Below are 12,657 nucleotides of genomic sequence, written 5' to 3'. Positions count from 1 at the left end.
CATTGAAACAGTGATTTTACTAACCTTTTCGTTATAAAAGTATTTGAACACTTTGTGAAAAAATGAGGCGACGCTTACAATTAATTAGACAATAGAGGAAAATTATGTTAATGGAAACGGATGATGGAGTGTGGTATAAGAAAGGAAAAAAAGAACCCTGATAGGTGATCAGGGTTCCAGAAAACAAAAAAAGCAGTATTCTGTTTACGAATACTGCTTGCGAATTTTTATAATTTTGTTACGTTAGCTGCTTGTGGGCCACGTTCGCCTTCTACAATTTCAAAGGAAACTTCTTGACCTTCTTCTAGTGTTTTGAAACCTTCTTCTTGGATAGCTGAATAATGTACGAATACATCATTACCTTCTTCCAATTGAATGAATCCAAATCCTTTCTCTGCGTTGAACCATTTTACTACTCCGTTTTGCATGTAAACTCCTCCTAAAACCTTTCACGATAAAACGTGGTTATAGTACAAAGTAGAGGACAAAAAACATTAAAAGAGACAGCTTTCTAGAGAGTAGGATTACAATTACACCCACTTCTTTGGAAGCTGCCCTTGTGTTTAATGAATCCGTACTTCTGCTTTGTTGACACCATGATAACCCATTTAATTAGACTAGTCAAGAAATTCTCTGTATTTTTTTCTGAATGTTTTATAAATATAGGTTTACGGATAAAACGAATGAATCGAATGCATTCCTAAACAAAATAAAGTAATATAGAAAAGAGGAGGAAGGAGGATGGACGAAATCCAACAGCGGCAATTAAAAGAAATTCGTGAATTTACATATCAGCTATTCCATGACGATCCGACAGGACATGATTATGAACATATGCGACGTGTTGCTGTACTGGCTAAGGAAATTGCGAAAAAAGAAGACGGTGATCTCTGCTTATGTGAAGCTGCCGGATGGCTACACGATGTTGGGGACCGTAAACTATTTCCTGATCCTCATCAAGCGATCAATGAAATGAATGTATTTTTAGATTGTATCTCCATCCCGATACGAACGAAAAATGAGATTAATCATGTGATTTCAACCATTTCTTTTAAAACGGGTAAAACACCGTCTACTTGGACTGGAAAGATTGTACAGGATGCTGACCGGCTGGATGCTATTGGTGCAATCGGGATTGCACGGACTTTCCAGTATGGTGGTGCGAACAATCAATTGATCTATAAGCAAGGCGATTCTCATACGTCCATCCAACATTTTCATGATAAGTTATTGAAAATAAAAGATAGGCTCCATACTTCTTACGCAAAACAGATTGCAGAGGAGCGTCATCGCTGGATGCTTTTATTTCTGGATCAATTTCATAAAGAGTGGGGAACAGACAAAACAGACGGAAGGTAGAAGGGTAATAATCACGCTAGGAGGTTATCGACATGGTACAAGGAGAACAGGCATATCTTGATTTATGCCGTTTGATTTTAGATGAAGGAAATAAAAAAGCAGACCGGACCGGAACAGGTACGTACTCTGTTTTCGGCCACCAAATGCGTTTTGATCTAAGTGAAGGATTCCCATTACTTACTACGAAGAAAGTAAACTTTAATTTAATTGCTTCCGAATTGCTTTGGTTTATTAAAGGGGATACGAACATTCGCTATCTCTTAGAAAACAATAATAATATTTGGAACGAGTGGGCTTTTGAAAAATGGGTAGCCAGTGACGAATATGATGGACCGGATATGACGGATTTCGGTCGTCGCAGTCTGCAGGATGAGACGTTCAATCTGGAATACAAGAAACAGATGGCAATATTTAAGGATAAAATTTTAAATGATGATACATTTGCGAACAAATATGGTGACTTAGGCTTTGTTTATGGAAAGCAGTGGCGTCACTGGGAAACAAAAGCAGGAGAAGTGATTGATCAGCTGAAGAATGTCGTGGATTCGATTCGCAATAATCCGGATTCACGGAGACATATCGTGTCTGCTTGGAATCCGGAAGACATCCCATTCATGGCTTTACCGCCGTGCCACACCTTATTCCAGTTTTATGTGGCAGATGGCAAATTGTCTTGCCAATTATATCAGCGCAGTGGAGACACTTTCTTAGGCGTGCCATTTAATATTGCAAGTTATGCACTTTTGACACATCTGATTGCCCATGAATGCGATCTAGAAGTAGGAGAATTCATCCATACGATTGGGGATGCACATATTTACTCCAATCATCTGGAACAAGTGAAAACCCAACTGCAAAGGGAGAGACGGCCGTTACCGAAATTGAAATTGAATACGGACAAGCAATCAATATTTGATTTCGAGCTATCCGATTTTGAATTAATCGACTACAATCCGCATCCAGCTATTAGAGCTCCGATAGCTGTATAGAAAGGGGAGTTTTGAGGATGATTTCCTTACTCGTAGCAATGGACCGTAATCATGTAATAGGGTCCAACAATGATTTACCTTGGCATTTACCGGATGATCTGCGTTATTTTAAAGAAACAACGACAGGTCATACAATCATTATGGGGAGAAAAACATTTGATTCGATCGGACGCGTTCTGCCGAATCGGAAGCATGTTATTCTTACAAGAGGGAACCATGAATTTCCGGAAGAAGTAGAAGTAATCCATGACTTGGAACCTATCAAAACACGGAATGATGACAATCCACAAGAAGAATATTTTGTGATTGGTGGCGGGGATATTTTTAAGCAAGTGCTTCCTTTTGCCGACATGCTGTACATTACATGGATTGATGAAGATTTTGAAGGGGATACATTCTTTCCGTCGTTCTCATTGGATGAATGGGAGTTGACCGAGAAAACGAGAGGGAAGAAGGATGAATCGAATCCCTATGACTATTATTATCTTGTTTATGAAAGAAAAAAGAATAAGGAGTAGAACTTGTACAGAGCCTTCTAATGCTATATACTTATGATTAGCATCAGGGATATTTATAATACGGAGATGATAGATATGCTGGCAAACATAGGATTTCCTGGATTGATTCTTATTCTAGTTGTTGCGCTTATTGTTTTTGGCCCAAACAAACTTCCGGAAATTGGTAAAGCTGCTGGTGACACACTACGTGAATTTAAAAAATCGGCGAATGATTTAACTAGTGATGTTACGGATGAAGTAAAAGAAGTTAAATCTATTGTGAACGATGACAGTAAATAAATGGAGTGAGAGAACATGCTAAGTAATATTGGAATTCCAGGTTTAATTTTAATTGTAATTGTTGCTCTTATTGTGTTTGGTCCAAATAAACTCCCAGAAATTGGTAAAGCGTTTGGCAATTCATTAAAAGAATTTAAGAATGCAACAAAGGGATTAACGGAAGATGAGGATAAAAGTAAACAATAATACATTAACAGTCCAAGTAAAATATTAAAAAAGAAGATGTAAGTTCTTACTTTACCTTACATCTTCTTTTGTGTGCTTTTTCGATTAGAGGTGGGTCTTAAATGGCTAAAGGAAATCAAATGGAAGGAAAAGAGATGAATCTTGTTGATCATCTCTCTGAGCTCCGCAACCGATTAATTGTTACAGCTTTATTATTTATCGGTTTATTCATAGTTGGATTTATTTATATTAAAGATATTTATTGGTTTTTCGTCAATGATATAGACATGGAATTAACTGCGATTAGTCCAACGGAAATTATTTGGATTTACTTCTCCATGGCAGGATTGGTAGCGATTGTAGGAACGATTCCGCTTCTTACTTATCAAATATGGGCTTTTGTTAAACCGGGCCTACTTCCACATGAAAGAAAAGCAACACTCGGTTACATACCTGCAGTTTTTCTTTTATTTATCGGCGGACTAGTCTTTGGTTATTTTATTTTCGTGGAACTGATTATGCCATTCCTGTTATCGTTGAATGATGGGATGTTTAATATTATGTTTACTGTCGATCGCTATTTTACATTTCTATTTCGTGTTACAATACCTTTCGCTGTGTTGTTCGAATTACCGATTATTGTTATGTTTTTAACGAGTCTCGGTATACTTACGCCAGCATTCATGATTAAAAATAGAAAGTATGCATACTTCGGCTTAATTGTAATTGGTGTATTAATCACACCTCCAGACTTTGTTTTACAGATCATTGTGGCTGTGCCGCTAATTCTTTTGTATGAAATAGGCGTACAGTTATCTAAGGTAGTATATAAGAGAAAGTTAAAAAAACATAAGGAATTTATGGAAGAAGAGGAACCATCAACCTGATGAAAAGAATAGATGGAGGTGTTTTCTTGAAGACATTTTATCAGCATCTGATGACTTTTCGGGGAATGAAAGTTCCAGATGAAAAATGTAAGCTAGCCGAGGGGGTTTTCCGTGATCATGATTTCCCAAAGCACTCAGATGATTATAACGAAATAAGTGATTATCTGGAATGGAATAGCCCTTTTCCAGATGCATTACGTACGTTTGATGAGGTTTGGGATTCCTATCATAATAGATAAATGAGGCTAAGGAATACTAGCCTCATTTTTTTATTGTGATATTTACAATGAGTTGAAGGGGGAGGGGAAGGCGCGTACCATCCTCTTTTTTTATATGGATTTGTTTTGTCTGTTGCTCTAGTTTCGTAATTGTTCCAGTTACTGTCTGTAAAGCAGAAGGGCTGTATATCGTAAATTCTGTTCGTAATTTGTCTAGATAAGCAGTCTGTAAATGCTGCTCCATTAACTCCATTTCCTGGGGATCAAGGAGCGGCTTTTTGATTTTATTATCCTCGTTCCATAATTCTCTGAGTAGTTCAGCATGCTCCGGGAGCATCATCGTTGTCCATTTAATCGAGCCACGATCATTTATCATTCATCTCACCTCTTTAAAAATTATGCACGAACATTTGTTTGTTGTCAATAGTGAATAGAAGATAAATCAGGGATAAGAAATGAGGTTAATAAATTAAATCAAACGTTTGTTTTAAATAAATCAGACAAAAATCGACAAGAAGCTCATATAAAAACCACTATTGATGCAGTTTTTTGCTGATTCCTGCGCTTGCCCGGGAAATAATATATTGCCTACACTTTTTAATCAGTTGTTACGTACATTATAAAAGCAAGCATAGAAGGCAGGGGTGAGTAAATGCTCGGACCAATTCAAAGACGGCAAAATTATCCTTATAGGCAGCAACCACAAGGAATGAATTCCTTTATGTTCGGAACTCCTCAACAATCTCCAATGCCACGTAGCCGCTTTCCAGTAAGCTTACAAAAAATAACTTCGGGAAATTTATTACACAATCCTCAAATCAGTAAAGGAATTAGTGGTTTTTCGGGTATACTGAGTAATATACAGCAAGTTTTAAGAGTCGTAGAAACGACGACACCGATGATTAAAGAATATGGACCAATGTTAAAAAACTTACCAGCTATGTATCGTATGGTCAAAGCTTTCAAAAGCATAGATGATCTTCCGGAAGAAGAAAAGAAAGAGGAGGCAAATATAGAAAGGAATCCGGAAAAGGAAAAAAATATTGCAACAAGTAAAGTGAAAACAACGAAAAAAAAGAATAGCGGTTTATCTACTCCAAAGCTTTATATATAAAAAAACATGCAGTATACTTGCATTTTAAGTAAAAAAGCGGAAAAATAGATAGTATCACACTAGAGCACTGGAGGAATAATTCATGTCTAATTCATTAGAAAAAGCTACGTTTGCCGGCGGCTGTTTTTGGTGTATGGTTGAACCCTTTGACAGCCGTCCGGGGATTGAACGTGTCATTTCTGGATATACAGGTGGCGATGTGGAAAATCCTACCTATGAGCAAGTCAGCGCCGATACAACTGGACATGTTGAAGCAGTCGAAATTACATTTGACCCAGCTATTATGCCATACAAAGAACTCGTAGAAACGTTCTGGCAACAGATTGACCCGACAGATCCAGGCGGACAATTTAATGACAGGGGAGAATCATATCAGACAGCAATCTTTTATCAAAATGAAGAACAAAAGGCGATTGCTGAAGAATCGAAACAAGCTCTTGATGCAAGCGGCAGGTTCTCCAAGCCGGTTGTAACGAAAATTCTTCCGGCTAAGACATTCTATCCAGCAGAAGAAGAACACCAGGATTATTATAAGAAACAATCATTCCACTATCGCTTATACAAAAAAGGTTCAGGGAGAGAAGACTTTATTAATAACAATTGGAAAGAAACGTATGATAAAGAAGATTTAAAGAAAAAATTAACGCCGTTACAGTACCACGTAACCCAAGAAAACGGCACAGAGTTGCCATTTAAGAATAAGTACTGGAATAACTTTGAAGATGGAATATATGTAGATATCATATCTGGAAAGCCATTATTCTCATCAAGGGATCAATACGATGCGAATTGTGGTTGGCCAAGCTTTACACGACCGATTGATCAATATGAAATCAAAGAAAACATGGATACATCCCACGGCATGATCCGTACAGAAGTTAGAAGTGGGTCAGCAGATTCCCATTTAGGACATGTCTTTGATGATGGGCCAGTTGAGGCTGGTGGATTAAGATATTGCATTAATTCAGCAGCGATGCGCTTCATCCCGAAAGAGAAGATGAAAGAAGAAGGGTACGAACAATATTTACACTTGTTCAATGATTAAAAACCAAAATGTTTACAATAAATTTATTATGTAAACTAAAAAGGAGCAAATAATGATTCACTTAGATTGGGAAAAAAGAACAGCAATTAAACAAATTGAATGTGTGCATACAGATGCAGCTAAATTCGTTGTCAATAATAAGTTAACTGCAGGCAAAGTTTATGATGTAATTAATGAAACAGATGAATTTTATTTCATCATTGACAATAGTGAGCGTGTTGGTGGATTTTTAAAAGATTATTTTAAAGAAATTTAAATCCTGGACTGGTTCAGAGTTTTTTAAGAAAAGCTAATAACCTTTGTTCGTTGGGAAAGGTTCATGTATAATTAGCTTGGAAAATGATTTAGCAGCAAAGGAGGCGTTCGATTTGGCATTTGTCATTACATCACCGTGTAAAACTGAAAAAGCTGGCGAATGTGTTGAGGTTTGTCCAGTTGATTGTATTGAAGAAGGCAAAGATATGTTTTATATCGATCCTGATATTTGTATAGATTGTGGAGCTTGTGAAGCAGTTTGTCCTGTAGAAGCGATTTTCATTGAAGATGAAGTTCCAGAATCGGAAACTGAATATATTACACTCAATCGTCAATTCTTTGAGGACAGATAAGAAAAGAGCATTTTAAAATAATTTTACACAATAAATAAGTCGTGCATATTATAGCGCGGCTTTTTTATTATGTTATATTTCCTGATTTTTATTAAAATATCTCACTATCAAGAGTATACTTTGTTATTGAGATAATAAAGTGTGTTTTTACTATAGGTTCTCATAATAAGTATTATGTTAACTAGGAGATAAAAAAAGCACTTTCATATAAAACTATGTGCTAATGAGACGAGATTTCTTATCCACTCTTCTACTTTGTTGGTTTAATGAAATTTAATGTATTTAATGTACTGACTCCAACTTACAACACTGTCTTTCTTAACGATATCTTTTGAACCTAATAATAGTACAGCTTTGCTGTCTAATTTCTTCCGTTCGAAACTTTTTATATGGTAGCCTTCTAGCACATCAAAATCAGATTTGATGATTGGCAAAAAAATATTCATAAAATCATCAGTTTCTAGAATTTCTTCGTTTATTCCTCCAATTTCCTTAAGTTGGTCTATCAGTGTTTTGGGACCTTTAACTTTATCCATTTTATGATCGGGAGATGACTTACTGGATAGGAACAAATAATTTACTTTCGTTCCGTACCTCTCCAATAAATTCACAGCAATTTCATAAGCAACGATTGCCCCCATACTATGTCCAAAAAACGAAAAGTTTTTTAATGTATTCACACCATATTCAGCAATCATACCCCTTAATATTTTATCTATTAAACTATCCATACTGCTGCACAGTTGTTTTATATTGAACGAAATTTTTGTAAAATAAATATATTGCATCTCCTTGTTTGTAGTATTTTGAAATTTCGTAAATTTGAAGTGGTGAAGTGAGCCCTGTTTTTAATATTTTTGATAAGCTTTCCTTTGCGCTAAATAAAATCTCTTTACTCAAGGTTCCCCCACTATTTTTAATCATTTTTTTTTCAAAATCTGTAAAATATGGCTCTAAAAATTCAGAGTCAGTGCTTGTTTTATTTTCCACGTCAATCCCCATTGGATGTCGTTGATCAAAAAGTAATACTCCTATTGTCTTTTCCGTATGTGTGATGGAGATTCCAATGTTAATTGAAGAATTATTGTTATTTACAATGACCGGTTGTCCAAAAACCCCTTTTAAAAGAGAAATGTTCCTAATTTCTCGTATCCCAAAGCCTAAAAATTCCATGATTGATTCTTTTGCAAGGTACAAACTCTTACTAGCTTCTATTCTTCGTTTCGTCCGATATATATTTAAGTCACTCCATTCTCGTTGATTAAATAATCTTGTCGCATTTTCAATATGAATGGAGCTTACATCTGAAAACTTAACGAAGGTTTTAAAAGTTTCTATACCATTCCCATAATATTCCATCATTTGAAATCAATTCACCTACCCCTATTAAATTTTTAGTCTCACTTTACAAAATTAATTCAATTTATTATCATTTTCGATAATACATTAACATAGCACTTAAAAAATGTCTATATAAAATGAAGAATTTTACCATAAATTAAAATTATTTTACATTTTATATATTTTAAGGTGTTTTTCCAATTAATATTATCACTATTGATAATATATTAACACAGCATAAATAGAACGTCCACTCAAAATAATGAATTTTTAGAAATTAACGTCATCTTTTCGCCTGAAAAAATTAGAAGACTGTTCGTACATATTTTCTAATCAGGAGATTACGCATTTTATACACCCTCCAACTCAGCTTTAGGGAACATCAAGTGAAATAATTTTTCAGATAAGACGATGGGTCAGTATGTCTTCCTCTTGCACATTTGATACTTTAGAACAAAAAAAGTCAGATAGTTCCTCTTCGGGTGGACTATCTGACTTGATATAAATGATAAATTTTAGCTTAAGTAATTTTTGATTATTATTTTGTTGAATTTCACTGCAGCTGATTACTTACCGTGGTAATCCAATATTTGTTTCAATCAACTAAATAGAAATAAAGCTTTTATATACTAGACTATAATAGGCAAATTGCCTTTTATTAACTGATAAGAGGAACCGAAAAAGGCACTTTCTGGTGATATTAAAGTAAACAACGGTAACTTTCTATATTAACCATTTTTGGTAAAGACATACATTGCCTTTTTAAGGATTTCATTTTCCTCCCTCAATTCTTGAATAATTTTATCTTTTTCATCGTCTAGGCATGAGGTGCCCTTACCTACGTCCGAAAGCTTTTCATCTCTCTCCTCCTTATAAGTATTGACCCAGTTTCGTAAGGTTTGTATAGAAACATCAAACTCCTCTGCTAATTGTTTAGGCTTTTTTCCTTCTTCTACTACTAATCGAGCAGCATACATTTTAAAATCCTTATCATGGTGTCCCATAAATGTACTCTCCTTTTACAATTTATTCAACAATTTACATATGTTAGTAATTTTATAGTGTTACTCTTAATTTTTTTACCAGTATATATATTGTCACTAGAACAACCAGTAGTATGATAAAAGAGACTAATAAAGAATGTATGTTAAGCCAAATGAAGCCAACATGCAGAATGGCAATAATAATTAAGAGTGGCAGTCCATAAAGTAAACTAATTAATACATTCGGATTCGATTTAGCCGCTTCAGACGGATTGACCCAATCAGTTAATGGTTTTTTACTATCAAAAAGCGGTGTTAACAAGTTGTAGCAGAACACTAAACCGGCTATAATCATTAGCATAACAACAGTTTCAAGTCTCCAATAGCCAAATACCGCAAATAAAATAAAGCTTAAGAGAACGGCTATTAAACTCATTGTTGACGCGATGATCACTTTAGAAAGGTACACGTAGCTTGAATTAAACGGGTTATATTTTAATAAGTCATGGTATTTCCCCTCCCTAGAGTAAGGCGTCCCACTAATATTGTTAATGCAACAAAGAAATAAAACCAGATACGAAAAGTATTTATCAAGAACCCCTTCTTCTGTTATATTTAGAGTTGCTGGAAAAACATCATATTGAATCAGGATTAAGAAAATCAATGAAATAACCGGTGGCAGTAATATTCCTAAAATAACCTGCATTTTAAAGTAAGCCTCTGACTTTATAACCCATACCTCTCTTTGCAAATAGTTAGTCCACTGATTTTCAGTAATATGAACACTCGATCCTTTCAAGTTCGTTTGAACAGCACTCTCATGTATACCATTTTTGTAGTAGTTAATGGATGTATTATAAATAGTGACAAAGTAAAATAGAGTACTTATTAGAATTAAGAAAATAGTAATCAATATAAATGGAATCGAGATGTCATTCGATGTAAATTGTTCAATGATTTCCCTGAGTAATGGAATTTCCATAACATTTTCAAAGAGATAATGGAGTATCGAATGAATCAAATTGATCAAGCCAGCCATTGATTCCAAACCCGTGATTTCAAATAATTCAACTATGTTTTTATTTTTTGAAAATGATGCATATAGTGCTATAGATGCAATGGGAAATAACGACATCAATATAAAATTTGTCATTAAATAAGATGTTTTATTTTTATATTTATAGTAAAACGTACTTACAAATGATAACACAAATAACAACGATAAGATGATGAATCCATTAATGATTGGCATAAGAATAATCAACTTAGCGATTTCTATCATCTTCAGATCAATGATTAACAGTATGAGCGCTGGTACCTGGATGATTAATGACAGGATTAGAGGTACCAATATACTGCTAATCAATTTAGCTGTTGAAATTTTTTTGTACGATATGGGATGAGACGCTAATGCTGGAAATTCTTTGAAAGAAAAGAATTGTATGGTCGACAGGTAACAAGTTAGGGCATAGATGAGAATACTTGAAATGGCTAAATTATAAAACATAAACAGATGAGTATCTGCAATGAGATAAATGGATATATCAACGACAGCAAGCTGGAAAAACATATAGAATAGGGCTATTAATAAAACAACCTGCAACATCTGTTGTTTTGGTTTTTTATAAAAAGATGAAATAAAAAATTTAGTAAGGTTGAGTGTCTCTTTCATAAATTTGCGCCTCCATGAAGATAGACTCTAATGAACTATCACCAATTATATTTTTCACTTTATCATGTAAAGTAATTTTACCGTCTTTTAAAATAGCTATAGTATCACAAATTTTTTCTGCGACATCTAATAGATGAGTTGAAAAGAATATCGTCCCACCCCGTTCAACATACTTTTTAATCTCTTCCTTAAAACTGACAACGGCACTTGGATCTAACCCATTTATGGGTTCATCCATAATTATAATTGGAGGATTGATTGTAAAAGCCGCAATCAAAGACATTTTGTGCAACATCCCATATGAATAAGTTCCGATTGACTTTTTAATCGAATCCTCCATATCAAATACCTTTATATATTCATCCAACTTTTCGTTATCCTCGATATTAAATAAACTCATCAAAAAAAGTATCCAATCGTAACCCGGAACATTGTTAAACACATGGATTGTATCTGGAATGTAAAAGAACTGCTTTTTGTATTCTAGACCCGACTTTTTAGTCAAGCCATTGATACTAACCGCTCCTTTATCACAATCTAAAATACCCGTTATGATATTTAGTGTTGTTGTTTTTCCGGCTCCGTTTCCCCCTACGAAACCTAAAATTTCTCCCTTCTGAATGTGTAAATTCACGCCATTCAATACCTTTTTGTTTGGGTAGCTTTTTTCGAGCTCTGAAATACTTAACACAATCATCACCTCTTCATTTTCACTAAATTAATCAATTCGATACTTTTTTCTAGAGATCCAAGTATTTGAAATGTTTATGGCTAACGCTGACAAAATCAAAGTGATTAAAACACTCCAAAAAACATTCGAATTCAATACTCCTCCGACTAATAGTTCCATTCCGTATGTGCTCATGCTCGCTGGATTTATAGTATCCAGAAATGGATTTAAACCAACGATCACTCGACAACCCAATAGAAAGGCGATAGATAGTAAAGCAATAACTCCCTGACTATTGAAAATAGTACTAATCATTGTTGTAAATGAAACAATAAACAAAACCCATAGCAAGTATAATAGTAATGCTATACTTAAATCTTCCAAGGGGATTCTCGTAAACAAAAATTGAGTATAAATATATGAAACAATATATCCTACTGCTACACTAAAAGCGATAAATACATAGTGTGAGAAGACCTTCCCACTAAGATATGAGCCAACCTTGACAGGCCTTGTAAGAATAAAAGCTAACATCCCACTCGCTTTATCTGATTGTACAATTCCCATCAACGAAATTACGATAATCATAACCCCTAACTGATCAAATTGAGACCCTAATGTACTAGCAAGAACTTCACCTCCGCTTTGTGCCATCATACTAGGATCTATAGAAATCCCCTGTTGTAACCGTCAAGTAGAATTAAGCAGTTTTTCACAATTAACACTCAACAGGTTTCCCCAATTAAGATTCAACACCTGTTTCTTGAAACAAAGCACGTCTGTACTTCATTCTGATGCTGTCTTGGTTC

Annotated in this window: 18 protein-coding genes and 1 pseudogene; 11 read left to right on the top strand and 8 right to left on the bottom strand. The window is 34.7% G+C overall.

Features of this window, described 5'->3' with window-relative positions; translation table 11 throughout:
* Window positions 1-227 precede the first annotated feature (227 nt).
* Window positions 228-428 carry a cold-shock protein gene (locus L3V42_RS04635; protein ID WP_156855848.1) on the bottom strand — a complete coding sequence of 67 codons (201 nt, stop codon included), beginning with the start codon at window positions 426-428 and terminating at the stop codon, window positions 228-230.
* Window positions 429-741: 313 nt separating this feature from the next.
* Between L3V42_RS04635 and L3V42_RS04630 the strand changes: the two genes are divergently transcribed.
* From L3V42_RS04630 to L3V42_RS04600, 7 genes are all read left to right on the top strand, one after another.
* Window positions 742-1,359 (top strand): HD domain-containing protein, encoded by a 618-nt coding sequence (locus tag L3V42_RS04630; RefSeq protein WP_235760698.1) that lies wholly within the window; start codon window positions 742-744, stop codon window positions 1,357-1,359.
* A gap of 32 nt (window positions 1,360-1,391) precedes the next feature.
* Complete coding sequence (locus L3V42_RS04625; RefSeq protein ID WP_238471458.1) at window positions 1,392-2,348, top strand: thymidylate synthase; 957 nt, start codon at window positions 1,392-1,394, stop codon at window positions 2,346-2,348.
* 17 nt (window positions 2,349-2,365) lie between these two features.
* Window positions 2,366-2,866 carry a dihydrofolate reductase gene (locus L3V42_RS04620; RefSeq protein ID WP_235760696.1) on the top strand — a complete coding sequence of 167 codons (501 nt, stop codon included), beginning with the start codon at window positions 2,366-2,368 and terminating at the stop codon, window positions 2,864-2,866.
* 75 nt (window positions 2,867-2,941) lie between these two features.
* On the top strand, window positions 2,942-3,145 hold the full coding sequence (locus L3V42_RS04615; RefSeq protein WP_235760695.1) for a twin-arginine translocase TatA/TatE family subunit: 204 nt from the start codon (window positions 2,942-2,944) through the stop codon (window positions 3,143-3,145).
* 15 nt (window positions 3,146-3,160) lie between these two features.
* Window positions 3,161-3,331 carry a twin-arginine translocase TatA/TatE family subunit gene (locus tag L3V42_RS04610; protein WP_235760694.1) on the top strand — a complete coding sequence of 57 codons (171 nt, stop codon included), beginning with the start codon at window positions 3,161-3,163 and terminating at the stop codon, window positions 3,329-3,331.
* Between the two features lie 101 nt (window positions 3,332-3,432).
* Window positions 3,433-4,197 (top strand): twin-arginine translocase subunit TatC, encoded by a 765-nt coding sequence (gene tatC, locus L3V42_RS04605; RefSeq protein WP_235760693.1) that lies wholly within the window; start codon window positions 3,433-3,435, stop codon window positions 4,195-4,197.
* A gap of 26 nt (window positions 4,198-4,223) precedes the next feature.
* Entirely contained in the window at window positions 4,224-4,436 is a 213-nt protein-coding gene (locus L3V42_RS04600) for a YozE family protein (protein WP_235760692.1), read from the top strand.
* Between the two features lie 22 nt (window positions 4,437-4,458).
* On the opposite strand, the gene L3V42_RS04595 is transcribed toward L3V42_RS04600, so the two are convergent.
* Window positions 4,459-4,791, bottom strand: a complete 333-nt coding sequence (locus L3V42_RS04595) for a YolD-like family protein (protein WP_238471457.1) — start codon at window positions 4,789-4,791, stop codon at window positions 4,459-4,461.
* Between the two features lie 276 nt (window positions 4,792-5,067).
* On the opposite strand from L3V42_RS04595, the gene vrrA reads away from it, so the two are divergent.
* The 4 genes from vrrA to L3V42_RS04575 all read left to right on the top strand — a co-directional run bounded on the left by vrrA (window position 5,068) and on the right by L3V42_RS04575 (window position 7,182).
* The gene (gene vrrA, locus L3V42_RS04590; RefSeq protein WP_235760690.1) at window positions 5,068-5,529 is read left to right on the top strand and encodes a VrrA/YqfQ family protein; all 462 of its coding nucleotides are present in this window, start codon (window positions 5,068-5,070) and stop codon (window positions 5,527-5,529) included.
* 82 nt (window positions 5,530-5,611) lie between these two features.
* Window positions 5,612-6,574, top strand: coding sequence for a peptide-methionine (R)-S-oxide reductase MsrB (gene msrB, locus L3V42_RS04585; protein WP_235760689.1), 963 nt, complete (start codon window positions 5,612-5,614; stop codon window positions 6,572-6,574).
* Between the two features lie 52 nt (window positions 6,575-6,626).
* On the top strand, window positions 6,627-6,830 hold the full coding sequence (locus L3V42_RS04580; RefSeq protein WP_235760688.1) for a DUF6501 family protein: 204 nt from the start codon (window positions 6,627-6,629) through the stop codon (window positions 6,828-6,830).
* A 112-nt stretch (window positions 6,831-6,942) separates the two neighbouring features.
* Window positions 6,943-7,182 carry a ferredoxin family protein gene (locus L3V42_RS04575; protein WP_235760687.1) on the top strand — a complete coding sequence of 80 codons (240 nt, stop codon included), beginning with the start codon at window positions 6,943-6,945 and terminating at the stop codon, window positions 7,180-7,182.
* A gap of 263 nt (window positions 7,183-7,445) precedes the next feature.
* Here L3V42_RS04575 and L3V42_RS04570 read toward each other — a convergent pair whose 3' ends face one another.
* The 6 genes and pseudogenes from L3V42_RS04570 to L3V42_RS04545 form a co-directional block, all read right to left on the bottom strand.
* Window positions 7,446-7,913: a thioesterase II family protein gene (locus L3V42_RS04570; protein WP_238471456.1), complete on the bottom strand. Its 468-nt coding sequence runs from the start codon at window positions 7,911-7,913 to the stop codon at window positions 7,446-7,448.
* A complete protein-coding gene (locus L3V42_RS04565; RefSeq protein ID WP_238471455.1) occupies window positions 7,906-8,544 on the bottom strand; it encodes a 4'-phosphopantetheinyl transferase superfamily protein in 639 nt (212 codons plus the stop codon). Before L3V42_RS04565 ends, L3V42_RS04570 begins: the two co-directional genes overlap by 8 nt.
* A 707-nt stretch (window positions 8,545-9,251) precedes the next feature.
* Window positions 9,252-9,527, bottom strand: coding sequence for a transposase (locus L3V42_RS04560; protein WP_235761438.1), 276 nt, complete (start codon window positions 9,525-9,527; stop codon window positions 9,252-9,254).
* A gap of 52 nt (window positions 9,528-9,579) precedes the next feature.
* Window positions 9,580-11,178: a hypothetical protein gene (locus L3V42_RS04555; RefSeq protein WP_238471454.1), complete on the bottom strand. Its 1,599-nt coding sequence runs from the start codon at window positions 11,176-11,178 to the stop codon at window positions 9,580-9,582.
* Complete coding sequence (locus tag L3V42_RS04550) at window positions 11,153-11,869, bottom strand: ABC transporter ATP-binding protein (RefSeq protein WP_238471453.1); 717 nt, start codon at window positions 11,867-11,869, stop codon at window positions 11,153-11,155. The genes L3V42_RS04555 and L3V42_RS04550 overlap by 26 nt, the downstream gene beginning before the upstream one ends.
* Window positions 11,870-11,896: 27 nt before the next feature.
* Window positions 11,897-12,529 (bottom strand): annotated as a pseudogene (locus tag L3V42_RS04545) (ABC transporter permease); the annotation flags it as partial.
* Between the last annotated feature and the right edge of the window lie 128 nt (window positions 12,530-12,657).

This window comes from Oceanobacillus alkalisoli, assembly GCF_022213125.1.
GTDB classification, from domain to species: Bacteria; Bacillota; Bacilli; order Bacillales; family Amphibacillaceae; genus Oceanobacillus; species Oceanobacillus alkalisoli.
The sequence above is the reverse complement of the archived record's forward strand: the minus strand, read 5'-3'. Positions and strand labels throughout refer to the sequence as shown.